Genomic DNA, 26,483 nt, shown 5'->3' with positions numbered 1-26,483 from the left:
CGGATATGAGCAAGTAGCACGTGAGTGCGGATTGCGAATATACGGAGGCTGGTGTAAGCCAGCCGTGTCTACTATGTAGGTAAAATAACGCCACTGTCCATCAAAAACTTCTTTTCAAACAATTACACCTATGGTATAATGAGCGGTGTTGGAAAAAATACGACAATGAAAATTTATATCGGAGTGAGAATTAATGAGTAAGGTTATAGTAGTTACCGATTCAAACAGCGGTATCACACCTGACGAGGCAAAGAAGCTTGGAGTTGAGGTGATTCCAATGCCTTTTTACATCGATGAGCAGATGTATTATGAGAATATCGATCTGACGCAGGAGCAGTTCTATGAGAAGCTTACGGCAGGCGGCGATATCAAGACATCTATGCCTTTGGTTGGTGATGTAACAGATAAATGGGATGAGTTTTTAAAGGAAAATGATGAGATTGTATACATTCCAATGTCATCAGGTCTTTCAAGCTCATGTGAGACAGCATATATGCTCTCGCAGGATTATGACGGCAAAGTGCAGGTAGTCAATAATCAGAGAATATCAGTTACAATGCGCCAGTCGGTTATAGATGCGAAGAACCTGGCAGAAGCAGGAAAAAATGCAGCTGAGATAAAGCAGATATTAGAGGATGCAAAGTTTGAGTCTTCCATATATATCATGGTAGATACTCTTAACTACCTCAAAAAGGGTGGTAGAATCACGCCTGCAGCGGCAGCTCTTGGCACACTTTTAAAGCTTAAACCGGTGCTTCAGATTCAGGGTGAGAAGCTTGATGCATTTGCAAAGGCACGTACCGTAAAGCAGGCAAAGAGCATCATGATAGATGCCATGAAATCGGATTTTGAGAAGCGCTTCAATAATCCGGATGGCAGCCAGATAAATCTTGAAATGGCATACACGCATGATATTGCAGCTGCGGAGGCATTTAAGGAAGAGGTTCAGGCAGCATTTCCAAATAACGAGATAGTCATGAATCCGCTTTCACTTTCGGTCTCATGCCATATAGGACCCGGAGCGCTTGCAATAGCCTGCTCTAAGAAGATAGAGTATTGTAATAAATAATTATAAATAATTATTAATAGTTACAAAGCATAATAAATATACCACTAAAATCAAGCAGTAACATGGCACAATGTGTCGTGTCAGAAAATACAAGGGAGGCATGTAAAATGTCAAAGGTAGATGTAGTAATAGGATGTTTCTATGGTGATGAAGGAAAAGGTAAGGTAATTGATTACCTTGCAGCAGACGCTGATGTAGCAGTAAGATGCACAGGCGGAGACAATGCCGGTCACACAATCAAAGCAAACGGTGTTAAATATGCAATGCACCTTATTCCGTCAGGTCTCTTATCAGGACATACAATCGGAGTGATCGGAAACGGAGTAGTTTTAAATCCGCAGGTTCTTTTAGAGGAAATCAACAACCTGAAGGAGCACGGATATGATGTAGATAAATACTTAAAAATCAGTGACAAAACGCATGTCATTTTCCCATATCACAGTAAGCTTGATGTAGCGCTTGAGAAGGCGAGACAGGCAAAGAAAATCGGTACTACAGGAAAGGGTATCGGACCTTCATACTGCGATAAGTATGAGAGAAGCGGAATCAGAATGGGGGATTTATACGCACCTGATTTCAAGGAGCGCCTTAAGGAGCAGACAGAGCTTAAGCTTGCACTTCTTAAGGTATATGATCCTGAGACTGATTATACAAAGGAGCTTGATTTCGACAAGATGTTTGCAGAGTACAGTGACTATGCAGCACAGCTTGAGCCATATGTATGTGATACAATCACCCTCTTACACAAGGCACTTGAGGATGACAAAAAGGTGGTTGTTGAGGGAGCACAGGCTACACTCCTTGACATCGACTTTGGTTCATATCCATATGTTACATCATCAAATCCTACAATCGGTGGTATTCTTACAGGAACAGGTCTTTCTGCTTCAGATATCGGAAATGTATACGGTGTCATCAAGGCATACTCAAGCCGTGTAGGTGAGGGACCATATGTGACAGAGCTTCTTGACGCAACCGGAGACAGAATCCGTGAGCTCGGACATGAGTACGGCACCACAACAGGCCGCCCGAGAAGATGCGGATGGTTAGACCTTGTCACCTTAAAATATGCCAAGCGTCTTAACGGACTTACAGCACTTTCTGTAAACCATCTCGACACAATCGGCAAGTTTGATACAATAAAAGTCTGCACCGGCTACGATGTAAACGGTGAGGTAACAGAGGACTTTACCACAAATCTCAAGGTTTTAAACAACGCAAAGCCTGTATATGAGGAGCTAAAAGGCGGCTGGGGCGATGAAATCGCAAGCTGTAAGACTTTCGAGGAGCTTCCTGAGAATGCACAGAAATACATCAGTTTCATAGAGAAATACATCGGAGTACCTGTTAAGTTCATCGGAACAGGTGCTGACAGAGAAGCTATGATTGTGCGCGCAGACAATTAGTACCCAGACAATTAGTACAGTTAAAATATCATAGTATTAAAATTATAAATAATGTACAAAAGAGTGTTCAAAATTCACAAGTTGAACACTCTTTTTTTATACTCTAATATCATAACAATTTAGTAGGAGGAGTATTACTGTGATAGAAATTAGTAATCTCGTAAAGAAATATGGCGACCATATGGCCGTGGATCATCTTTCGCTGACTGTTGAGCCGGGAAAGATATACGGACTTTTGGGACCAAACGGCGCCGGAAAGTCAACCACCATGAATATTGTTACCGGATATATCGGTGCTGATGGTGGAACAGTAAAGATAAACGGCTATGATATATTTGCACAGCCTGAGGAGGCAAAAAAATGTATCGGATACCTGCCGGAGATACCACCGCTTTATGTGGATATGACGGTATATGAGTATCTCAAATTTGTGGCAGAGCTCAAAAAGCTCGACAGGAAAAAGAAAAAAGAAATGATAGCAGATGCCATGGACATGACCGGCATCACGGAGGTGAAAAACCGTCTCATAAAGAACCTTTCCAAGGGCTACAGACAAAGAGTGGGCTTCGCCCAGGCACTTCTTGGCTACCCGGAAATCATCATATTGGATGAGCCTACAGTTGGACTTGATCCAAAGCAGATAATAGAGATTCGTGAGCTTATTAAAAAGCTTGGAGAAAATCATACGGTGATACTTAGCTCGCATATTTTAAGTGAGATAAGTGCAGTGTGTGATCATGTGTTTATCATATCAAAGGGTAAGCTTGTAGCAAGTGATGCCACAGAAAACCTGATTAATCTCATGTCAAAGAACCAGGAAATTAACCTTGTCCTCAAATCAGACGAGATTGGTGCAAGAGGAATGCTTGAGAAGATAGTAAATGTTGATAAGGTCACATTTGAAAAGTCTGAGGAAGAGAATACAGTGAAGGCTATGGTTATAGCAAAGGCAAACTGCGATATACGTGAGGAAATATTTGAGCTTGCAAGTGCAATGCATATGCCAATCCTTGAGATGCATACTGTTGTGAAGTCACTCGAGGATGTATTCCTTGAGCTTACAGGGGAAGGAGATGAGAAATAATGCTTGCAATATTTAAAAGAGAATTCAAATCATATTTCCAAAACGTTATAGGATGGCTGTTTGTTGCAGCACTTCTTGCAGTGTATGGCCTATATTTTTATGTATACAATCTGAAAAACGGTTATCCGTATATATCATATGATTTAAAGGGAATCGGTTTTATTATGATGATTGCAGTGCCAATCCTCACGATGAGATCGCTTTCTGATGAGAAAAAGACAAAGACAGATCAGCTCATGCTGACATCGCCTGTATCTGTCGGAAGGATTGTAGCAGGAAAATATTTAGCGATGGCAGCGGTATACACCATAGACATAGCGCTTTTTGCACTTTCACCGCTCGTGTTGTCAATTTACGGCAAGGTTGCGCTCAGTGAAGCGTATGTGGCTTTGTTTGGCTACTGGCTTTACGGTTTATCATGCATCGCCGTGGGACTTTTTATATCGTCCATATCTGAGAGTGTGATAATATCTGCAATACTTACATTTGCGGCATTATTCCTCTCATACATGATGCAGTCCATCACAGGGCTCATCTCGTCAAGTGGGAATCTGCTCACAAAGGTGCTTAATTGCTTTGATTTGTACACACCATTTGAGAATTTTGTGAGTGGCTGCTTTAGTGTCACATCGGCAGTTTATTATGTGACGGTTATTTTGCTTTTATGCTTCTTGACGACGCAGTCTATCCAGAAGAGAAGATGGGCATTTTCAAAGAAGATGATAGGCACAGGGGCATTTTCAGCAGGAATGATTGTCATAATGTGTGCAATCTGTGTGGTTGTAAATCTTGTAGTGACAGCGCTTCCTGCTAAGTACACATCAATTGACTGTTCGGCTACAAAGCTGTACTCGCTCACAAACGATACAAAGGACAGGGTAAGTAAGCTCGATGAGGATATCACAATCTATGTTTTGAATTCCAAGAAATCAAAGGATGCAAAGATAGATGAGACAATCAACAGATACAAGGATCTTTCGAGTCATATAAAGGTAAAATATGTAGACCCGGCGACAAGCCCGAAGTTTTATCAGGATTACACAGACACGACACCTACCACAAACAGCCTTATCATCGAGAGCAAAAACCGTTCAAAGGTGATTGATTACAATGATATATATGAATATGACAGCTCATCATATTATTACGGATACCAGTCGCAGTCTAGCATCACAGGCTATGATGCCGAGGGACAGATTACAAGTGCCATAGAGTATGTCACAATGGATGCAGATGAGCTCCCGGTAATTTATCAGATAACCGGACACAATGAAACGGAAATAGGAAGCAATTTCCAGAATGTTGTAAGCAAGGCAAATGCAAATCTTAAGAGTTTAGAGCTCTTTAACGAGGAAAAGGTGCCGGAGGATGCAACAGCCATTATCATTAATTCTCCGACTGTTGATTTCAACGAGGAAGACGCACAGAAGGTGATTGATTATTTAAATGGCGGTGGAAAGGCACTGATTGTCGGCTGCTATGCATATAATGACGAGCTTGCAAACTTTAACAAGATACTTTCGGCTTACAATGTCAGCTTCAAGACCGGTGTGGTAGCTGAAAATGACAGCTCAAAATATTATCAGAATCCTCTCTACCTGCTTCCAACGGTTGAGACGACAGATTACACCTCAGATGCAACAGACGGATATGTATTCCTGGCAGGAAGCTGTGCAATCAGTTATCCTGAGGATACAGATGATGTGACATATACAAAGCTGCTTTCTACATCAGACAGCGCAGTTTTAAAGAAGGACTGGAAGAATATCACCACATCGAAGGCAGAGGACGCAGATGAGAACGGACCGTTTACTACAGGTCTTGCTGTAAATGATTCAAGCACCGGCGCATCGATTGTTGTGTTTGGTACGCCTTATGTGGTTGATGATTCATATGACAATGCCGTTTCCGGCAACAATGCAGACATGTTCAAGGATGTTATCACATCAATGACCGGAAATGTTGAGCTTGCATCAAGTGTGATACCGGTGAAGGATTACACCTTAAGCAATATCACTATAAATACGCTGCAGGCGGTTGTTACGGGACTTATCATAATGATTGCTGTACCGATACTGCTTATAATCATAGGAATCGTTGTATGGGTAATGAGGAGAAAAAAGTAGATTACAGGCAAAAAAGCGTATAGGAAATAGGAGAAATAATGAATGAATAAGCAAAAACGCACTTTTGTGATACTTGCGATAGTTCTGGCAGCCTGCCTGGCGGGCTACCTGGGGCTTCTAAATTACAATAAATATAAAAGTGATGATGATTCAGAGAGCGAAAGCGACAGTGTTGAGGCACTTTCGCTTGACTCATCGGATGTCAAATCGCTCTCATTTCTGATTGACGGTCAGGAGTATAGCTTCAGCCGTATAAAGTCAGAGGATACCTCCGATGAGACTGAGTCAACGGAGTCTGAGAAAACAGATACCAATTCCGAAAGCAGTACAGACGATGATGACCAGTGGGTCTGCGATAATGACACCTCTCTTAAAATCAATACAAGCAAGGTTACATCACTGCTTGGAAACGCTACAAGCATCACAGCTTCAAAGAAATTTGATTCAGATGCGGATACATCTGATTTTGGACTGGATGAGCCACAGAATGTCGTAAAGCTAAGCACTGCCGACAAGACATATACCATAACAATCGGTGAGAAAAACGCTATGCTTGGTGAGTACTATATCAAGGTAAATGATGATGTATATCTTTCAAGCACCACAATCCTTGGAACAATTCCGGATTCTATAGATGATATGATTGCAACGGAAGACAGTGAGAGTACTGAGACTGAAAGTGAGTAGCAACGGATTGATAAGTTACAATTTGAAAAGAAATTAAGAAATAGTTCATCCTTTTTTAATGAAATAGGTATTGAAATCATGCTTATGTTGTACCATTATTATTGTGTAGAATAATAATGGACAAACGGTGAATAGCATGAATCAGATGAACAAAGACAGCTACAGCATAAATATCACAGGCCTTACCGATGAAGAGGTAAGGCAGAGAGTGGAGGAAGGACTTACCAACAGAGCTGATATATCTACAGACAAGACAACAAAGGAAATTGTGATTTCAAACGTTTTCACATATTTTAACCTTATATTTCTTGTCATAACGATACTTCTCATAATGGTAGGTTCTTTCAGAAATCTGACATTTCTGCCTATAATTATTGGAAATACGGTAATCGGAATCGTTCAGGAAATCCGCGCAAAAAAGACTCTTGAAAAAATGAGTTTACTGAATGCTCCGCGTGCGGATGTCATCAGAAACGGCAGCGTAAAGCAGATTAGTACGGAGGAACTTGTAAAGGACGATGTGATTTTACTTACCGCAGGAAAGCAGATTTGTGCGGATGCGGTTGTGATATCCGGAAATATACAGGTAAATGAATCACTGCTAACAGGTGAAGCTGATGAGGTAGAAAAGACAGAGGGCAGCACTCTCATGTCGGGAAGCTTTGTTGTATCGGGAGAGTGCTATGCACGGCTTGAAAAGGTCGGTAATGAATCATATATCTCAAAGCTGAGCCTTGAGGCAAAATCAATGGGCGGCAAGGAGCAGTCAGAGATGATACGCTCCATCAATTTGATTGTCAAATGGGTTGGCATAGTTATTATTCCGATTGGGCTTATATTGTTCTGGCAGAGCCATTTTGTGAATGGTGAGTCTATCACAAAGAGTGTTACATCGACAGTTGCAGCGATTATAGGAATGATACCGGAGGGCTTGTATCTGCTGACCACAGTGGCGCTTGCATTAAGCACTATGAAGCTTGCAAGGAAAAAGGTTTTGCTTCATGATATGAAAAGTATTGAGACGCTTGCGCGTGTGGATGTGCTTTGTGTGGATAAAACGGGCACAATTACTGAGCCTGATATGAAGCTTAAGGAAATTTTTCTCTGTAAAAACAGTGGAGCAGATGGTACACAGACAGCTTTGACATTAGATGAGCTTAAAAGTCTTATTTTAGATTATGCAAATGCTTCGGTTGACAACAATGCGACTATGCTCGCACTAAAAGCATATGCGGCGGATGCTTTGACAAATAATACATCTGCACTGCATCGTACAGCGGTTTCACAGCAGGCATTCTCGTCGAGTCTCAAATATGGCAGCGTTACCTTTTCTGATGGAACATATCTGCTCGGAGCGCCGGAGTTTATCATGCACGAAGACTTTGCGCGCATTGAGGAAGAAATAATACCATACGCTGACAAAGGCGACAGAGTACTTTTATTTGCAAGGTATGATGGGGAAAACGTGGAGAATGGCATAAATGGCAGCGTTACTCCGCTTGGATTTGTGGCACTTGCCAATCCTATCAGAGAGAATGCGGTAAAGACCTTTGAGTATTTCAAGAGTCAGGGTGTTGCGATAAAGGTTATTTCAGGTGACAATCCGCGTACTGTTTCAAGGATTGCCATACAGGCAGGAATAGAAAGTGCAGAAAGCTTTGTTGATGCGGCAACACTTGATACTGAGGATAAAATAGCCGATGCAGTGAATAAATATACTGTATTCGGACGAGTGACACCAAAGCAGAAGAAACAGCTTGTAAAGGCTTTACAGGCTAAAGGTCATACAGTTGCGATGACAGGAGACGGAGTCAACGATATACTTGCCATGAAGGATGCCGACTGCAGTGTGGCTATGGCATCGGGAAGTGAGGCGGCAGCCCAGGCAGCCCAGGTTGTCCTTTTGGACTCTGACTTTGCACATATGCCGGATGTGGTGTATGAGGGCCGCAGGGTGGTAAACAATATCCAGCGCTCAGCAAGCCTGTTTCTTGTGAAAAATATATTCTCACTGTTACTTTCACTGTTTTCGGTTATTCTTATGGTTACGTATCCGCTTGAGCCGGCACAGGTATCGCTCATCAGTATGTTTACCATAGGAGTACCGGGATTCTTATTGGCACTGGAGCAGAATAAGGACAGGATAAAGGGACACTTTATCACCAATGTCATGCTAAAGGCACTGCCGGGTGGACTTACGGATGTAATAGCTGTCGGAGCGCTTGTCGTATGCGGAGAAGTATTTTGTATATCAGATGCAAGCATAGGAACGATAGCGACGCTTGTACTTTCAGTAGTGGGCTTTATGATTCTCTTTAAAATCAGTGAGCCGCTAAATGGAATGAAATATGCTGTTATTATCGGAAATATAGCAGGTCTGGTATTTTCGGGTTTCTTCTTAAAGAAACTGTTTGCACTGACAGATTTGTCAAATATATGTATTCTTCTCATGATAGTGTTTGGCTTTGCGGCTGAGTCACTGTTTAGGAATCTGACACTTCTGGTTGAGAAACTGAGAGGCTCATATGAGAAAAAGAAGGGCTTCAATGTCTGATATTGAAAATCTGCATGGCACCATAGGTGTGTGGCAGCTTAGGACCAGGAGCCTTTCTTGATGGGCACGACAGATTTTTACAGTTCGCGCAGGTATTGCAGAGCTCTTTGATATTTTTCCGCTTTTGTGAGTCAAGCTTTATTATGAGGGCGGCTGTCTTAAGTGGCTTGAGCATATTTGAACCGGTGAGATGTATGCCATCAGGGCTTACGTGCTCAAAAATCTCAGGCAGCAGCTCAAGCGGATATTCATCGCCTAAAAATGACAGCTCAATGGCATAAAGAGAGCTTTCTTCTTCGACAGCCTTTGCAAACTGCTCATATGCGTTTGACAAAAGCATGAGGCTTAAACAGTCTGCTATGTATGCTTCCTCAAGCTGCTCATGGTTTAAATACAGCTCTGACAGCTCGTCTACACCGTTTCCGAGTGTCACGAGGCCGTAGGCATAGTGTGCCAGGGATACCCCGGGCAAATCCTGTTTTATGGAATAATATGCAAAGGCATCCACCAATGGAAGCATTGCGGTGTATATTGCCCGGATAAGCGGCAGTTTATCGTTATCAAAATGAAAACGGCTGCAGAATTCCTTCCAGTCTTTAGATGATAATTCAGGTGTGATTTTGCGTTTCATGGTTTTTTGGTTACATCATCAGATTCTTTATCAGAACCCTTTAAAAGTCTGTATACAAATGAATACGCCCAGATAAGCACCGGGATAATGATAGTTGCGGCAACGGCAGCCTTCCAGTAGCGCATGTCACTTGTGTGATCGAGCACAGTGGCAACAAATGCCACAACATATAAAAGTAATAAAAGGATGGCGCCAATCAGTGCCAGAATACGTTTTGTCTTTTTCATGAATTGTTCTCCGTGGTTTTTGAATAGTTATTTAATAATTATAATATAAAAAAACAAAATTGACGTCAAGCTGTTATTTTGGTATAATACATCCATATGTGAAGTTGAGGCTGTTTGGCCTCATATCAGTTTATAAAAGATAAAGGTGGTAGTAAAAATGGCTTTATTAGAAGAGTGGCACAAGATTGCCTACAATGACAAAGCAGATCAGGGAGAGTTACAGCGTTTTTGGCAGCATTATTTCCTCTTGGAGAAGGGTGTATATGAGAAGCTCCTTGCAAATCCGGATGAGGCAGTAGAGGGAACAGTCAAAGAGCTTGCTGAGAAATATGAGTTATCAATCATGGAGATGACAGGCTTCTTAGACGGAATCAATGACAGCCTTGTCACCCCAAACCCAATCGAGGAGATGGATGAGGACACAAAGGTAAGCCTTGCTTTCGATAAAGAAAAGCTCTATAAGAACATGGTAGATGCAAAGGCAGACTGGCTTTACAATCTCCCGGCATGGGATGAAATCTTTGACGCAGAGACAAAGCATGCGCTTTACCTCGAGCAGAAGAAGTCAGGAACAGTGGTAGTAGGTAAGAAAATCGGCCGAAATGACCCATGTCCATGCGGTTCGGGCAAGAAATATAAAAAATGTTGCGGAAAAAATGCATAAAGTACTTTACAGATTAGAAAAATAAGTATATTATCATTTTTTGAAAGGAACATTAGCATAATAACAATACGTTGAAGAGCACAGTAAGTATATTAAAAGCAGCAGAGAGGGAAGCCTTGGAAGACGAGAATCAAAGTCCAAAGAGTGGTGAAAGCTCCCCGGTGGATGATATACCGAACACCAGCTTGGAGTGGCTCCAATAAAGCCCGGTGACACCGTTATAGTCAAATGAGTTTCTGTCGGATACAGACAAGCAGTATGTTTTCAGGCGGAAAGAATGTGGGTGGAACCACGGTAACAAAGCTTATCGTCCCCGATGTCGCAGCAATGCGGTGTCGGGGATTTTTATATTAAAAATAAAGGAGAGATAACCATGAAGATAACATTGAAGGATGGCTCATCAAAAGAGTACAGCGAAGCAAAAAGCGTATATGAAATCGCAAAAGATATAAGCGAGGGACTTGCAAGAGCAGCCTGCGCAGGAGAGGTTGACGGAGAAATTGTTGACTTAAGAACAGTTCTTGACAAGGACTGCACACTCAATATAATCACAGCAAGTGATGAGGAAGGACTTCGTGTTATCAGACATACAGCATCACACGTGCTGGCACAGGCAGTTAAGAATCTGTTCCCGGATGCAAAAATCACAATCGGACCGGCAATTGACGATGGTTTCTACTATGATTTCGATTCACAGCCATTCTCAAGAGAGGATCTCGATGCACTTGAGGCAGAGATGAAGAAAATCATCAAACAGGGTCATGAGATAACAAGATTTACACTCCCTAGAGAGGAAGCAATCAAATTCATGAAGGAAAAGGATGAGCCATACAAGGTAGAGCTTATCGAGGAGCTTCCTGAGGGTGAGGAGATTTCATTCTATGACCAGGGTGGATTTGTAGATTTATGTGCAGGACCACATCTTATGAGCACAAAGGGAGTAAAGGCTTTCAAGCTCACAGCATCATCAATGGCATACTGGAGAGGTGATTCAAACAAGGCAAGACTCCATCGTATCTACGGAACAGCCTACAATAAGAAAGAGGATTTAAAGGCACATCTTGAGAGAATGGAGGAGGCTAAGAAGCGTGATCACAATAAGCTTGGCCGTGAGATGGAGCTTTTCACAACAGTAGATGTAATCGGACAGGGACTCCCGCTTATGATGCCAAAGGGCACAAAGATGATTATGAAGCTGCAGAGATGGATTGAGGACCTCGAGGATAAGGAGTGGGGCTATGTGCGTACAAAGACACCACTCATGGCAAAATCAGACCTGTACAAGATTTCAGGACACTGGGATCATTATCTTGACGGCATGTTTGTTCTCGGAGATCCTGAGAAGGACGGCGAGGAAGAGGTTATGGCACTTCGCCCGATGACATGTCCGTTCCAGTATTATGTATACAAGGCAAAGCAGCACTCATACAGAGATCTGCCTTACAGAATGGGTGAGACATCCACACTGTTTAGAAACGAGGATTCGGGAGAGATGCACGGACTGACACGTGTCAGACAGTTTACTATCTCAGAGGGTCACAATGTTATCCGTCCTGACCAGTGTGAGGAGGAGCTCAAGGCATGCTTCAATCTTAACAGATATGTCCTTAAGGTGCTGGGACTCGAGAATGATGTGACATACCGTCTTTCAAAATGGGATCCAAAGAACACAGAAAAGTATTTAGGAGATGATGAGTACTGGAACTCAACACAGGAGGTTCTTCGTAACATCCTTATTGAGGAAAATGTTCCTTTTGTTGAGGCCGATGGCGAGGCTGCATTCTACGGACCAAAGATTGATATCCAGGCCAAGAACGTATACGGTAAAGAGGATACCATGGTAACAATACAGCTCGACTGTGCTATTGCTGAGAATTTTGATCTGTACTATATTGATCAAAACGGCGATAAAATCCGTCCATACATCATCCACCGTACATCACTCGGCTGCTATGAGCGTACACTTGCATGGCTTATCGAGCACTACGCAGGCAAGTTCCCTACATGGCTCTGCCCTGAGCAGGTAAGAGTACTTCCTATCTCAGAGAAGTATGCTGATTATGCTAAAAAGGTAGCAGATGAGCTTAAGCGCAATGATGTCGATGTGACAGTTGACAACAGAGCTGAGAAGATCGGATACAAGATCAGAGAGGCTCGTATGGATAAGCTTCCATATATGCTTGTTGTCGGAGCTGACGAGGAGGCAGACGGCACAGTATCGGTAAGAAGCCGTTTTGAAGGAAATGAGGGTGTTAAGCCACTTTCAGATTTCATCGACCAGATTTGCAAGGAAATCCGTACAAAGGAAATCAGAGTGGAGCTTCCGGAAGAGGAAAAACACAGATAATTAATTAAAAAGCATAAAAAAAATCAATCAGGACATACTAGCCTATGCATAAGCAAAGGAGGCAAAAGTATGACAAGACTTGATTGTAATGTTGAAAAATGTGCGTATAATGCAGATAACTGCTGTAAGCTCAGAGAAATCGATGTGAAAGGAACTAAGGCAAAGAAAGCCTGCGATACACAGTGTGGCAGCTTTTCAAACAAGGCCTGTGACTGTGAGGTATCTGCAGAGTTAGCTATTCACAAGGAGACAGATGTGCACTGTGATGCGGCAAAGTGTAAGTACAATGATCACAATAGCTGCATGGCCAATCAGATTGGCATCAAGAAAAACTGTACACCAAACAAGTGCAGTACAGAGTGTGCAAGCTTTGAGTGTCAGGCGTAGACTAAGAGACGCATAATGACAGTTGCCCGGAGTATCAGGTTTATGGTGCTCCGGGTACATATATTTTCGTAATTTGTGATTGCTGCTGTATATATTATGGTGTGACAGACAGCAATTACAGTCAGGAAAGGAAAAATATGGATTATAATATAAATTTCCCACATCTTCATATATATCTGCAGCATGTGATAAAGAGCATATCAATAGGAAGCTTTGGTATTGCGATGTATGGCATAATAATAGCATGTGGTATGCTTGCGGGGCTGGGCGTGGCCTGCTATGTGGCTAAAAAATCAGGACAAAATCCTGATACATACTTTGATCTGGCACTTGTGGCAATCATATGCTCGGTGATAGGCGCAAGAATATACTATGTGGTATTCAGGTGGGATTTGTACAAGGATGACCTGCTTAGCATATTCAATATCAGGCAGGGAGGACTGGCAATTTACGGAGGAGTGATAGCAGCAATTATCACCACATTCGTTTTTGCAAAGGTCAGAAAGCTGTCGTTTCCACTGTTGTGTGATACGGCGGGGCTTGGACTGATACTGGGACAGGCGATTGGCCGATGGGGAAACTTTTGCAACAGGGAGGCATTTGGCGATTATTATGACGGACTTTTTGCCATGCAGCTTCCGGTATCAGCTGTCAGGACATCGGATTTGACTGAAAAGCTTATGTCACATACAACTGTGATAGACGGAGTGGAGTATATCTCGGTGCATCCTACATTTTTGTATGAATCCTTTTGGAACCTGTGCTTATTTATTTTGTTGATGCTTTATTTTAAGCACAGAAAGTTTGACGGAGAGGTGTTTCTTCTATATTTACTAGGCTATGGTATAGGAAGATTCTGGATAGAAAGCCTGCGTACAGACCAGCTTCTCATCCCGCATATCAATTATCCGGTGTCTATGGCACTTGCCGCCACTTTGGTGGCAGTATCAGCCATATGGATAGGTATTGTCAGATATAAGCAGATGAAAATGGGTAAAATGGTGGACACTCCACCACAATCCTCCACTAAAGAGTAAATTTCATATGTATTTTATAAAAAAGACGCAAAGTCCACGAAAAGACTGAGCGTCTTTTTTGTTGCTTTTTTATGGGAATTTAGCTTAAAGCCTTGATTTTGTGGGCTGTTAGGTGTAATATTGTAATCAAGTGGTGGAAAGTGGAGCGAAATACCATATAAGTGGAGTGAAGTGGTGGAAAGCTTCAAAATGAGGAAAAGGAGGATGGATGCCATGTTCATGGGCGAATATAATCATTCAATAGACGCCAAGGGCCGTATGATTGTCCCGGCGAAGTTCCGTGAACAGCTTGGTAATGAGTTCGTAGTTACCAAGGGCTTAGATGGCTGTCTGTTCGTCTATTCCAACGATGAATGGCATCGCATTGAGGAAAATCTTCGCGACAAACCACTCACATCAAGAGAAGCAAGAAAATTTATGAGATTCTTTTTTGCAGGAGCAGCCACCTGTGAGGTGGACAAGCAGGGCAGAATCCTCTTACCGGCGAACTTAAGAGAATACGCAGGTATAGATAAGGAAGTTGTATCTGTCGGAGTATACAGCAGAGTAGAAATCTGGAGCAAGGACAGATACCTTGAAAACTCTGATTTTGACGATATGGATGAGATAGCAGATCATATGGCAGAGCTTGGCATAGGAATTTGATTTTAAATGGAGAGATTACATGGAATTTAAGCATTATTCAGTCTTAAGGGACGAGACAATTGAAAATTTAAACATCCGTCCTGACGGGATATATGTGGATGGTACTCTCGGAGGAGCCGGGCACTCATATGAGATAGCAAAGAGACTTTCGGACAAGGGCAGGCTGATAGGCATAGATCAGGATGCAGATGCCATAAAGGCGGCAGGAGAGAGACTTGCGGAGTTTGGAGACAGGGTAACGATAGTCAGAAGCAATTATTCTGATATGAAGAATGTGCTTCATTCACTCGGAATTGAAAAGGTGGATGGTATTATGCTGGATCTGGGAGTGTCATCCTTCCAGCTTGATACACCAAAGAGGGGCTTTACCTACAGGAGTGAGGATGCACCGCTTGATATGCGTATGGATGACAGGAATGCCCTTACTGCAAGGGATATAGTAAATACCTACAGCGAAAATGATCTGTACCGTATCATCAGGGATTACGGTGAGGACAAGTTTGCAAAGAATATTGCAAAGCACATTGTAGCAGCAAGACAAAAGCAAGAGATAACGACAACAGGAGAGCTCAACGAGATAATAAAGGCAGCGATACCCCAAAAGGTCAGAGCTACCGGTGGGCACCCGTCAAAGAGAACATATCAGGCTATAAGAATTGAACTGAATCATGAGCTTGATGTGCTAAGGGACAACCTGGATGACATGATAGATTTACTTAATCCGGGCGGCAGGATATGTATAATCACATTCCACTCGCTTGAGGACAGAATAGTAAAATCCAATTTCAAAAAAAACGAAAATCCATGTACATGTCCACCGAGTTTTCCGGTATGTGTATGCGGTAATAAATCGAAGGGAACGGTTATCACAAGAAAACCTATCCTTCCGTCAGAAAAGGAACTTGAAGAGAATTCACGCTCGAAGAGTGCAAAGCTTCGTGTGTTTGAAAAGAATGATTTGTAGAATGACAGCAAAAGGAGCAGCTAAATGAATAAAACTACTTATTATATAAATGGGAATGCCGTAAGAGAGCTTGACGAGGCAGCACCGGTCAGAAGACCACAGAAATCGACAAGAGAGCTTGAGGAAATAAGAAGAAAGAAAAACAGAAGAACATCTGCAAGAAGAAATCAGGAGAGAGCACTCTCAATGAACAGGGCATTTGTAGCCTTTCTCACAGCGTGTGTGGCAGCTTCAGCCTTTGTATCTGTTTCACTTATTCAGATAAGGTCAAATGTGACACAGCAGATGAAGGAGGTTGCAGCACTTGAGAGCCAAATAAATGATATGAAGGCTGATAATGATGCCAGATACAAGCAGATTACTACATCTGTCGATTTAAATGCAATCAAGGATGCAGCTATCAACAGACTTGGTATGAAATATGCTTCACAGGATCAGATAGTTTATTACTCAGTTGATAAGAACAACTATATGGATCAGTACAGTGATATCCCTGAATAAATTGGAGGAATCATATTGGCAGCCAGGACAAGAAAAAGACCGGTAAGAAAAATCGGACGCAAAATGAAAACAAAGCTGTTTGCGTTGTTTATGTTAATAGTTGTAGCCATGCTTGGACTCATTGGCAGGCTGATGTTTATTGAATATACAAGCGGAGACGCATATACTAAAAAGGTACTATCATTACAGTCATATGACAGCAAAACAATACCGTTTCAGAGAGGAAATATTGTAGATTCAAACGGCACAGTGCTTGCTACGAGTGTGGCTGTTTATAATGTTGTACTTGATTGCTCGGTTATGACCAGTAAGAAAGAGTATATAACTCCGACGATAGATGCACTGACACAGTGCTTTCCGGATTTAGACAGGGCAACACTTGAGGATTATGCAAATAACAGCAAGGATAACAAATATATTGTACTGTTAAAAAAGCTGTCATATGATGCAATTCAGCCATTTGTACAGCTGCAGGATGCAACTGACGAAAAGGGCAATCTGAAGAACCCAAACATCAAGGGTGTGTGGTTTGAGACAGAGTATCAGAGAAATTATCCGTTTAAAACACTGGCAAGCTCAGTTATCGGTTTTACCTCCGCCGGAAATGTAGGTACAACCGGGCTCGAAAACTATTACAATGACACTTTAAATGGTGTAAATGGCAGGGAGTACGGCTATCTGAATGCAGACAATGATTTCCAGAAGACAGTAATTGCTGCACAAAACGGAAATACACTGTACACAACTATAGACGCAAATATCCAGTCGATTGTTGAGAACAAGATAAAGCTGTTCTCCGATACTTATGCAAATAATGCAAGAGAAGGACTTGGCGCAGAAAATATTGCAGTCGTTATAGAAAATCCTAAAAATGGTGAGATACTGGCCATGGCGAATTATCCGAATTTTGATTTGAACAATCCAAGGGATATGAGTGCATATTACAGCGAGGAACAGCTTGCGGCATTTAAAAAGGACAGTACTCAGGAGATGGATGCACTAAATAAGCTGTGGCAGAACTTCTGTGTTACACATACATATGAGCCGGGGTCTGTACAGAAGCCTTTTACTGTGGCATGTGGATTGGATACAGGCACGCTCACTACTGATATGACATTTTTATGTGATGGATACGAGATGTTTGGCGGTGAAAAGGTATCATGCGTCAACCGTAGCGGACATGGCATAGAGACACTTGAAAAGGCACTCATGGATTCATGTAATGATGCACTCATGCAGATGTCATATAAGATTGGTGCAGAAAATTTTCTGTATTATCAGAGTGTATTTGGCTTTGGTCAAAAGACAGGTGTTGATCTGCCGGGTGAGGCAAATACATCAACGCTCATGTATACACTCGACAATATAAAGCCTGTCGATTTAGCGACAAACGTATTCGGACAGAACTATAACTGTACCATGATAGAGATGGTCAGTGCATTTTCTTCACTGGTGAATGGCGGCAATTATTATCAGCCGCACGTAGTAAAGAAAATCGCAGATGACAACGGCAATACAGTAAAGACAATTGAGCCTACACTGCTAAAAAAGACAGTGTCAGAGAATACAAGTGCGACACTTAAAAACTACCTGCAGAACGTAGTTGCAAACGGAACCGGTAAGGTGGCAAAGGTTGACGGATACTCGATGGGAGGCAAGACAGGAACAGCGCAGATGTATGATGAGACAACGCACCTTAGAAAGAGGGGCTGCTATCTTGTATCATTTATAGGCTGTGTGCCTGCGCAGGATCCGCAGCTTGTTATTTACACTGTAATCGACCAGCCGAATGTACAGGATCAGCCTCACAGTAATTATGCACAGAACCTGACCAGAGAGATATTAAAGGAAGTACTTCCGTATATGAATATATACCCTGATGAGGAACAGACCGGTGTAAATGCTGACCTTACGATAACAGGCGCAAATCCTCCGACAGGAGAAAAGGTCACACAGGAGGGTGAGCAGGGCGAATAGAGAATAGCCTCAATATTTTTTGCATATATTAGTGTAAAAATATTGAGGCATTTTTGTTTATGATACTTAACAATACGCGCTACAGAAGAAAAATATGTGTATTTTGCAGTATACTGACAGCTGTTCTTATCGCCTTGTGTTTCAGACTGTTTTATCTCATGATAGTAAAAGGCGATTATTACAGTAAAAAGGCAAGTGCGCTTCAGGAAAGAGAGCGTGATATTGCAGGAATACGCGGAGATATAGTGGATAGAAATGAAAGGATAATAGCGACAAATGAAACTGCATATAACATAAGCGTTATACACAATCAGATAACCGACAAGGAAGCAGTCATCTCTGTTTTAAGCAGTGAGCTTTCGATTGACGAAAAGACTATTCGCAGTAAGGTGGATAAGGTTACATCCATTGAAAAAATAAAGAATAATGTCTCTAAAAAAACAGGCGATAAAATACTATCATATGGCTTGGCAGGGATAAAGGTTGACGAGTCAAGTGTCAGGTACTATCCGCTTAATGAGTTGTTTTCAAAGGTTATAGGCTTTGCAGGAGCAGATGGTCAGGGTGTTGTTGGGCTTGAGACCACATATGATGAAATTCTGCGTGGCACACCCGGGCGGATATACACTGTATGTGATGGCAGAGGTGTGGAGGTGAAGGGCTACAAGGAGAGAAGAGAAGCTCCACAAAAAGGAGACACACTTGTCACTACACTCGACATAAATATACAAAGAGTATGTGAGAAAAATGCAATGATGGCATATGCACAAAATCTGGCAGACAGTGTGAGTATAATTGCCTTAAACCCTAAAAATGGAGAAATATATGCCATGACCGACTACCCGGAATATAATTTGAATGATCCTTTTTCATGTGAAAACCATGATGAAGCCTGGAGAAACGGATGTGTAAGTGATACATATGAGCCCGGTTCAGTATTCAAGATAATTACGGCAGGAATCGCACTGGAGGAGGATGTGGTGAGCCTTGATGACCGCTTTTACTGCCCGGGATATATTACTGTGGAGGACAGACGCATACACTGCCATAAGAGAACAGGACATGGAAGTGAGACCTTTGTGCAGGGAATACAGAATTCATGCAATCCGGTCTTTATTGATTTAGGCCTTAGAATAGGCAGTGAGAGGTATTATGCTGATTTCATGAGGTTTGGTCTGCTTGATAAGACAGGTATTGATTTGCCGGGAGAGGCCGCCACCATAATGCATCAGCCGGATAAGATAGGCCAGGTGGAGCTTGCAACAATTTCATTTGGACAGTCATTCCAGCTCACACCCATCGAGCTTATGACAACAGTATCATCGCTTATAAATGGTGGTAACAGAATTACTCCTCATATAGGTAAGGAGATTCATGGCACCGAAGGCACGGTAAAAGAGGTGCTGTCCTTTGAACAGACGTCAGGTATATGCAGTGAAGAGACCTCTGATACACTGCGAAAGCTTTTGGAGGGCGTGGTAGCAGAGGGCTCAGGAAAAAATGCAAAGGTTGAGGGTTATGCGATAGGAGGAAAGACTGCTACATCGCAGACACTTCCGAGAAGTGACAATGTATATATAGCCTCGTTCCTTGGGTTTTATCCGGTGGATGATCCGGCACTTATGGTGCTTGTGAAAATAAATAATCCAAAGGGCGGTGCATACTATGGCGGAACAATCGCTGCACCGGTTGCAGCTGAAATATTTAGGGAAATCATACCGTATGCACAGGAGATAGGAGTGTGTAACTGATTTACGGGCTCTTGCGAAATAGAACTAAATAACGTATACTATAATTTAATGATTAAGGCAGTCGTTTAGAGAATTTGATTTGTTAAACATATCCATACGGATGGCTGCAATAAAAGATGGAGGAATAAAAATGAGCTTACAAGGAAAAAAGGTACTTGTTGTCGGAACAGGAAAGAGTGGCATTGCAGCGACAGAGCTTTTGTGCGCAAATGGCATCGATACAGTATTGTTTGATGGAAATAAAGAACTGGATTCAAAAACACTTTATGAGAAAGCACCAAAGCTTAAGGAGGTGCCGCTTATTTTAGGCGACCTGACAGATGAACAGATTGATGAGTTTGATGTGGCTGTGCTAAGTCCGGGAGTACCAACAGACATTCCTATGGTCAATTCCTTACGTGACAGGGGCGTTAAAATATGGGGTGAGATAGAGCTTGCATACACATTTGGGGCAGGTGAGATCATCGCTATCACAGGAACCAACGGAAAGACGACCACTACAGCCCTGACAGGTGAGATAATGAAGAATTACTTTAAGGATGTGAGAGTGGTAGGAAATATCGGAATCCCTTATACATCAATGGTCACAGGAAGCACAGGTGAGACAGTAACGGTTGCAGAGATATCAAGCTTCCAGCTCGAGACAATAGATACCTTTAAGCCACATGTAAGCGCAATTTTAAATATCACACCCGATCACCTGAATCGACACCATACTATGGAAAATTACATCAGGGCAAAGGAGGATATCACAAAAAATCAGACAGCAGATGATTACTGCGTGTTAAATTACGAGGACGAGGTGCTTAGAGATTTTGCAGCAAAGTGCCCTGCTAAGGTTATATTTTTCAGCAGTAAGTCTGAGCTTTCAGAGGGCTTTTATCTGGACGGAGATATCATCATATACGCACACGACGGTGTACGCGATGAGGTAATTGATGTAAACGAGCTGAATCTCCTTGGAAAGCATAATTTTGAGAATGTAATGGCAGCGTGTGCCATGTCTATAAGCTTTGGGGTACCGATGGATAAGATTGTCGAGGTGCTTAAGGTATTTAAGGCAGTTGAGCACAGGATAGAGTACGTGACAGAAAAGCGTGGAGTCAGATTCTACAACGATTCAAAGGGCACCAATCCTGATGCAGCCATTCAGGGTATACGTGCCATGAACAGACCGACACTTCTCATTGGCGGTGGATATGATAAGCAGTCGGAGTATGATGAGTGGATAGAGGCCTTTGACGGCAAAGTAAAGGAGCTTGTGCTTATCGGTCAGACTGCAGATAAAATCGAAGAGTGTGCACACAGACACGGATTCATGAATACTGTAAAGAAGGATACGTTTGAGGATGCAGTAAATTATTGCTATGAGCATGCTGTTTCAGGTGATGCAGTGCTCTTATCACCTGCATGTGCAAGCTGGGGCATGTTTCCTAACTATGAGGAGCGCGGACGTATCTTTAAGGAAATAGTAAAAGGATTTAAGGAGTAAATATTTTGGCAGGAAAGCGTAGAAGAAGTAGCAAGAATAAAGAAAAAAAAGAAAAAGGAATACCTTATTTCGACTACAACCTGTTGTTTATAGTTATATTTCTGCTCTGCTTTGGTCTTGTTATGCTATATAGCTCGAGTGCATACACATCGGCCATCAAAAATCATGACAGCATGCACTATCTTAAGCTTCAGATACGAAATATTGTACTGGGACTTATACCTATGGTATTTCTGGCAAAGGTCGACTACAGATATTGGAAAAAGCTTGGCTTTTTTGCGTATATAGCATCGCTTATACTGTGTGTGCTTGTGTTTGTGCCGAAAATAGGCTCAAGCTCACATGGTTCATCGAGATGGATTGGCATAGGACCAATACAGTTCCAGCCTTCAGAAGTGGCTAAAATTGCGGTCATACTGTTTATGGCTATGATTATAGACAAGATACCCAAGCAGTTTGATAAATTTTTAAGTCTGGTAAAGGTGCTTGCTATGCTTATTCCGCTCATAATAGTTGTTGCAATCAGCAATCTGAGTACGGCAGTTATCATCATAGGCATTTCGGTCTGTATGTTGTTTGTCGCAAGCCCAAAGTATCTGCAGTTTATTATTGTGGCAGTGGCGGTAGTTGTGTTTGCAGTGGCGTTTGTCATGCTGGCAGGCTATAGAAGTACACGTATTGAGGCATGGCTGCATCCGGAGACTGCGGGAACAGACGCAGTATTCCAGACTATGATGGGACTTTATGCGATAGGCTCGGGCGGATTGTTTGGAAAAGGACTTGGAGAGAGTTTACAGAAGCTTGGCAATGTGCCGGAGTCACAAAATGATATGATATTTACAATTATTTGTGAAGAGCTTGGACTGTTTGGCGCTATCTGCCTTATTTTACTTTTTATACTGCTTATATGGCGTATGATGGTCATTGCAAACAATGCAAGGGATTTGTATGGCTCACTTTTAGTGATTGGTGTGATGAGTCATATTGCAATCCAGGTGATACTGAATATTGCGGTAGTTACCAATTCACTTCCAAATACCGGTGTTATTCTGCCGTTTATCAGCTATGGAGGTACGTCAATCATATTCCTGATGGCGGAAATAGGGCTTGTTTTGTCTGTGTCAAGAGGCATCAGGCTTGAAAATGTGTAGATTAAGGCGTGAAATATAATGATTAAGAAAAAAAGAAAACATAAAAAGAGATTAAAGCATTTTTTTATGGGACTGCTAATTACGATAGCAGTGCTTGCGATATTGTTTCTCATTGCACTTAAGCTGTTTACGGTAAAAAAGGTAGTTGTCGAGGGCAATGAGCTTTACGACCAAAAGACTATAGAGGATGCGGTACTTAATGATAAGTACTCATGGAACTCACTGTATGTCTATCTGAAATATAAGATAAAGGATACTAAAAAAATACCGTTTATTGATACAATGAGCATAAGCCTGGATAGTCCGCATACTCTTCATATATCAGTTTATGAAAAAGGAATGCTTGGATACATATATATTCCGGGAATTAATGAGAATGCATATTTTGATAAGGATGGCTTTGTGGTGGAGACATCCTCAGACACGGTGCCGGGTGTGCCATGTATAGACGGCATAAGCTGTGACAAGGTAGTGCTTTATGAGAAGCTGCCTATTAAGCAGGCTATGCTAAAAGATATCCTTGAGCTTACCCAGGGATTAAAAAGGCAGGACCTTGTGCCGGATTCTGTGGATTATGGTGCGCAAAATGCACCGGTAGTCAAGTATGGTAATGTGAGTGTGATAATTGGTGACACTACAAAGCTTACACGTAAAATAGAGAGGCTTAAGGCTATCATGCCATCGCTTGAGGGACAGTCCGGTACACTACATTTAGAGAGCTGGACGGAAGAAACAACAAATATTGTGTTTGACAAGTCAGAATAATGTAAAACTAAATAAAAAAAATCATATTTTATAGTTGATTATTTTGGAGAAAAATTATATTATAGAATAAATGAGTTTAAGAATATTCGATATTTTTATATAGAAAATTAAATTTTGGGAAAGAAAGAGGAGGAATCACCTTGCTTGAGATAAGAACTAACGAGGCTGATAACAGCGCAAAGATTATTGTCATTGGAGTCGGAGGAGCCGGTAACAATGCAGTTAACAGAATGATTGATGAGAATATTGGTGGAGTAGAGTTTATCGGTATCAATACAGATAAGCAGGCTTTACAGCTTTGTAAGGCTCCTACACTTATACAGATAGGAGAGAAGCTTACAAAGGGACTCGGCGCAGGTGCGCAGCCTGAGATCGGTCAGAAGGCCGCTGAGGAGAGCGCAGAGGAGCTTCAGGCAGCAGTAAAGGGCGCTGATATGGTATTCGTCACATGTGGTATGGGAGGCGGAACCGGTACAGGTGCAGCTCCTGTTGTTGCAAAGATAGCAAAGGATCAGGGCATACTTACAGTTGGTGTTGTTACAAAGCCATTCAAATTTGAGGCAAAGCAGCGAATGATTAATGCTGTTTCAGGAATAGAGAGACTTAAGGAGAGCGTTGATACACTTATTGTCATTCCAAATGATAAGCTTCTCGAGATAGTAGACCGTCGTACAACAATGCCGGATGCACTCAAGAAGGCAGATGAGGTATTGCAGCAGGCAGTTCAGGGAATCACTGATCTTATTAATCTTCCTGCACTTATCAACCTTGACTTCGCAGATGTACAGACTGTCATGAAGGACAAGGGTATGGCACATATCGGTATCGGTAGTGCACAGGGGGATGATAAGGCTATCGAAGCTGTTAAGCTTGCGGTTGCTTCACCTCTTCTTGAGACAAAGATAAATGGTGCAACACATGTCATTATCAATATCTCAGGAGATATCTCTCTTATGGATGCAAACGATGCAGCAAGCTACGTACAGGATCTGGCAGGAGAGAATGCCAATATTATCTTTGGTGCCAAGTTTGATGAGAGCATGACTGATCAGGCTTCTATCACTGTTATTGCTACAGGACTGGAGGATGTTTCAGAGAAGATAGATATGCCGGGCAAGCAGGCAGCGCATGGTGCAGGAATGGCAGGCGGTATGCAAAACCGTATGGTATATCCGAATCAGACAGCTGCAAGACCTGTTTCAGGCATGGGAACACAATCCACAGCCACAGCAGGACTTCACACAACAGCAACAAGCGGACTTCATACAGCTGCCCAGCCACAGCAGACAGCACCTGCACATGCATATACAGGTATCCAGAAGCCACGCCAGCCTGAGAGCACGGTTAAGCCTGTAGAGATTAATATTCCGGATTTCCTTAAGAATTCAAGACGATAGTTTATAGGACATGCAGCTTTTGGGCTGCATGTCTTTTTTGCTTATTGTCGACATATTACGGCACTTAAAAACCTGCTTTTACGCTATTCTTGTCTGTGAAAGTGAGGTGAAAAATTATCTATGCATTTTATCTCGATATTTTTCTTCTTCGTACATTTATCACCAACTGTCTCATACTTATATTTGTCATATATATGCTAAAAATCCCATTGACCGGGAAGGTGGTACGTCTGATTGCTTCTGCGGTGGGTGCATCGGTATGTGAATGTGTACTGCTTCTTTTGGCAGGCAGCTATGCGTTTTATAAATGGACCTCTGTTCTGGTGGTCGTACCGCTTGCGGCAAGGCTTGCAATCGGCAGACAGGCTGGCAGAAAAATCCCGTTTCTAAGACTTTTTGCACTATGTATGTTTGTAACAGTGCTGACCGGAGGCATAGTGACAGCTTTGGACAGCTTTTTTAGCTCTGATGCGACAGTTATGATATGCTTTGGTTTTGTCATATCATACATAGTGTTAAAGTGCTTCTGCGAGCGAAGTAATGAAAGCAGAAGACTATATAGGGTCACACTTTTAAAGGATGGTAAAAGAGCTTGTGCCACAGCCTTGTATGATACGGGAAATCTGCTAAAAAAACAGCCACAGCAGATTCCGGTGCACATAGGCGGGAGTGCATTGTTTGATATTGTAGGAGAAGATGCCGGCTTTTTTGATGTGCCGTACAAGAGCTTGGGAAATGATGGTGGGAGCATTAAAGTGTGTGAATTTGATGAGATGACAGTCATGAAGGGAAATGGTAAGCTGATTTTACATAATGTGCTGGTGGGAAGAGCATCGGATAGTTTATTTGAGAACAATGCATATGATATGATTTTGAATGAAGCTGTTTTTAGTAATAAAACGGGTATGGAAAATACTCTGGGGAAATAAGCCGCACACAAATGAGGTGTTTTACATAGGAGGGACGGAGGTGCTGCCGCCTCCGCTTGAGACAGACGAGGAGAAGTGCTGTCTGATTGCACTGGTGGATAAAAATGTGGCAATGTCAAAGGAACAGGCAAAAAAGCAGCTTATAGAGCACAATCTAAGGCTTGTGGTGTATCTGGCTAAAAAATTTGAAAACACGGGAGTATGCGTGGAGGACCTTATATCAATTGGCACAATCGGTCTCATAAAGGGGATAAACACATTCAATCCTGAGAAGAAAATAAAGCTTGCCACATACGCATCCAGATGCATAGAAAATGAGATTCTTATGTATCTGCGCCGCAACAACAGAGTGAAGCTTGAGGTATCCTTTGACGAGCCGCTAAACACGGATTGGGACGGAAATGAGCTGCTTTTATCAGATATACTGGGGACGGATGAGGATGTCATATATAAGGATCTCGAGACTGAGGTTGAGATATCACTGCTAAAAAAAGCCATGCTGTCATTGAACGAGCGTGAAAGACAGATAATAGAGCTTCGATTTGGAGTAAACCGTGTGGAGAATAAGGAGCTGACGCAGAAGGAGGTGGCAGATATTCTGGGAATTTCACAGTCATACATATCAAGGCTCGAAAAAAAAATAATGGAAAGATTGAAGAAAGAAATACAGAAAATGGCATAAGTGTGATATA

At 42.2% G+C, this 26,483-nt stretch carries 23 protein-coding genes; 21 read left to right on the top strand and 2 right to left on the bottom strand.

Annotated elements, in window-relative coordinates:
- Window positions 1-193: 193 nt before the first annotated feature.
- The 6 genes from EUBREC_RS10240 to EUBREC_RS10215 all read left to right on the top strand — a co-directional run bounded on the left by EUBREC_RS10240 (window position 194) and on the right by EUBREC_RS10215 (window position 8,926).
- A complete protein-coding gene (locus EUBREC_RS10240; RefSeq protein WP_012743103.1) occupies window positions 194-1,069 on the top strand; it encodes a DegV family protein in 876 nt (291 codons plus the stop codon).
- Between the two features lie 107 nt (window positions 1,070-1,176).
- Entirely contained in the window at window positions 1,177-2,475 is a 1,299-nt protein-coding gene (locus EUBREC_RS10235) for an adenylosuccinate synthase (protein WP_041254127.1), read from the top strand.
- Between the two features lie 139 nt (window positions 2,476-2,614).
- Window positions 2,615-3,559, top strand: a complete 945-nt coding sequence (locus EUBREC_RS10230) for an ABC transporter ATP-binding protein (RefSeq protein WP_012743101.1) — start codon at window positions 2,615-2,617, stop codon at window positions 3,557-3,559.
- On the top strand, window positions 3,559-5,685 hold the full coding sequence (locus EUBREC_RS10225) for an ABC transporter permease (protein ID WP_012743100.1): 2,127 nt from the start codon (window positions 3,559-3,561) through the stop codon (window positions 5,683-5,685). The genes EUBREC_RS10230 and EUBREC_RS10225 overlap by 1 nt, the downstream gene beginning before the upstream one ends.
- 42 nt (window positions 5,686-5,727) lie before the next feature.
- Entirely contained in the window at window positions 5,728-6,372 is a 645-nt protein-coding gene (locus tag EUBREC_RS10220; protein ID WP_012743099.1) for a DUF4340 domain-containing protein, read from the top strand.
- Between the two features lie 136 nt (window positions 6,373-6,508).
- On the top strand, window positions 6,509-8,926 hold the full coding sequence (locus EUBREC_RS10215) for a cation-translocating P-type ATPase (RefSeq protein ID WP_012743098.1): 2,418 nt from the start codon (window positions 6,509-6,511) through the stop codon (window positions 8,924-8,926).
- On the opposite strand, the gene EUBREC_RS10210 is transcribed toward EUBREC_RS10215, so the two are convergent.
- Window positions 8,916-9,557 carry a hypothetical protein gene (locus EUBREC_RS10210; RefSeq protein ID WP_012743097.1) on the bottom strand — a complete coding sequence of 214 codons (642 nt, stop codon included), beginning with the start codon at window positions 9,555-9,557 and terminating at the stop codon, window positions 8,916-8,918. The genes EUBREC_RS10215 and EUBREC_RS10210 overlap by 11 nt on opposite strands.
- Window positions 9,554-9,784 (bottom strand): hypothetical protein, encoded by a 231-nt coding sequence (locus EUBREC_RS10205; protein WP_012743096.1) that lies wholly within the window; start codon window positions 9,782-9,784, stop codon window positions 9,554-9,556. Before EUBREC_RS10205 ends, EUBREC_RS10210 begins: the two co-directional genes overlap by 4 nt.
- Window positions 9,785-9,941: 157 nt before the next feature.
- Here EUBREC_RS10205 and EUBREC_RS10200 point away from each other — a divergent pair, with 157 nt between their 5' ends.
- The 15 genes from EUBREC_RS10200 to sigE all read left to right on the top strand — a co-directional run bounded on the left by EUBREC_RS10200 (window position 9,942) and on the right by sigE (window position 26,473).
- A complete protein-coding gene (locus EUBREC_RS10200) occupies window positions 9,942-10,448 on the top strand; it encodes an SEC-C metal-binding domain-containing protein (RefSeq protein ID WP_012743095.1) in 507 nt (168 codons plus the stop codon).
- Window positions 10,449-10,821: 373 nt separating this feature from the next.
- Window positions 10,822-12,795 carry a threonine--tRNA ligase gene (gene thrS, locus EUBREC_RS10195; RefSeq protein ID WP_015516718.1) on the top strand — a complete coding sequence of 658 codons (1,974 nt, stop codon included), beginning with the start codon at window positions 10,822-10,824 and terminating at the stop codon, window positions 12,793-12,795.
- Window positions 12,796-12,864: 69 nt separating this feature from the next.
- Window positions 12,865-13,182, top strand: coding sequence for a DUF1540 domain-containing protein (locus tag EUBREC_RS10190; protein ID WP_012743092.1), 318 nt, complete (start codon window positions 12,865-12,867; stop codon window positions 13,180-13,182).
- A gap of 137 nt (window positions 13,183-13,319) precedes the next feature.
- A complete protein-coding gene (lgt, locus tag EUBREC_RS10185; protein WP_012743091.1) occupies window positions 13,320-14,219 on the top strand; it encodes a prolipoprotein diacylglyceryl transferase in 900 nt (299 codons plus the stop codon).
- A 213-nt stretch (window positions 14,220-14,432) separates the two neighbouring features.
- Entirely contained in the window at window positions 14,433-14,864 is a 432-nt protein-coding gene (gene mraZ, locus EUBREC_RS10180; RefSeq protein WP_041254125.1) for a division/cell wall cluster transcriptional repressor MraZ, read from the top strand.
- Between the two features lie 19 nt (window positions 14,865-14,883).
- Entirely contained in the window at window positions 14,884-15,828 is a 945-nt protein-coding gene (rsmH, locus tag EUBREC_RS10175; RefSeq protein WP_012743088.1) for a 16S rRNA (cytosine(1402)-N(4))-methyltransferase RsmH, read from the top strand.
- A gap of 24 nt (window positions 15,829-15,852) precedes the next feature.
- Window positions 15,853-16,329 (top strand): hypothetical protein, encoded by a 477-nt coding sequence (locus EUBREC_RS10170; RefSeq protein ID WP_012743087.1) that lies wholly within the window; start codon window positions 15,853-15,855, stop codon window positions 16,327-16,329.
- 15 nt (window positions 16,330-16,344) lie between these two features.
- Complete coding sequence (locus EUBREC_RS10165) at window positions 16,345-18,306, top strand: peptidoglycan D,D-transpeptidase FtsI family protein (RefSeq protein WP_080515341.1); 1,962 nt, start codon at window positions 16,345-16,347, stop codon at window positions 18,304-18,306.
- A gap of 59 nt (window positions 18,307-18,365) precedes the next feature.
- Window positions 18,366-20,057: a peptidoglycan D,D-transpeptidase FtsI family protein gene (locus EUBREC_RS10160; RefSeq protein WP_041254124.1), complete on the top strand. Its 1,692-nt coding sequence runs from the start codon at window positions 18,366-18,368 to the stop codon at window positions 20,055-20,057.
- A 130-nt stretch (window positions 20,058-20,187) separates the two neighbouring features.
- Window positions 20,188-21,549, top strand: coding sequence for a UDP-N-acetylmuramoyl-L-alanine--D-glutamate ligase (murD, locus tag EUBREC_RS10155; protein ID WP_041254122.1), 1,362 nt, complete (start codon window positions 20,188-20,190; stop codon window positions 21,547-21,549).
- A 5-nt stretch (window positions 21,550-21,554) separates the two neighbouring features.
- Complete coding sequence (gene ftsW, locus EUBREC_RS10150; protein ID WP_012743083.1) at window positions 21,555-22,700, top strand: putative lipid II flippase FtsW; 1,146 nt, start codon at window positions 21,555-21,557, stop codon at window positions 22,698-22,700.
- 18 nt (window positions 22,701-22,718) lie between these two features.
- Complete coding sequence (locus EUBREC_RS10145; protein ID WP_012743082.1) at window positions 22,719-23,465, top strand: cell division protein FtsQ/DivIB; 747 nt, start codon at window positions 22,719-22,721, stop codon at window positions 23,463-23,465.
- A gap of 140 nt (window positions 23,466-23,605) precedes the next feature.
- Entirely contained in the window at window positions 23,606-24,862 is a 1,257-nt protein-coding gene (ftsZ, locus tag EUBREC_RS10140; protein WP_012743081.1) for a cell division protein FtsZ, read from the top strand.
- Between the two features lie 113 nt (window positions 24,863-24,975).
- Window positions 24,976-25,791, top strand: coding sequence for a sigma-E processing peptidase SpoIIGA (locus EUBREC_RS10135; protein ID WP_080515340.1), 816 nt, complete (start codon window positions 24,976-24,978; stop codon window positions 25,789-25,791).
- On the top strand, window positions 25,739-26,473 hold the full coding sequence (gene sigE / locus EUBREC_RS10130) for an RNA polymerase sporulation sigma factor SigE (RefSeq protein ID WP_012743079.1): 735 nt from the start codon (window positions 25,739-25,741) through the stop codon (window positions 26,471-26,473). The genes EUBREC_RS10135 and sigE overlap by 53 nt, the downstream gene beginning before the upstream one ends.
- Window positions 26,474-26,483 lie beyond the last annotated feature (10 nt).

It is taken from the genome of Agathobacter rectalis ATCC 33656, from assembly GCF_000020605.1.
GTDB classification, from domain to species: Bacteria; Bacillota; Clostridia; order Lachnospirales; family Lachnospiraceae; genus Roseburia; species Roseburia rectalis.
The sequence above is the reverse complement of the archived record's forward strand: the minus strand, read 5'-3'. Positions and strand labels throughout refer to the sequence as shown.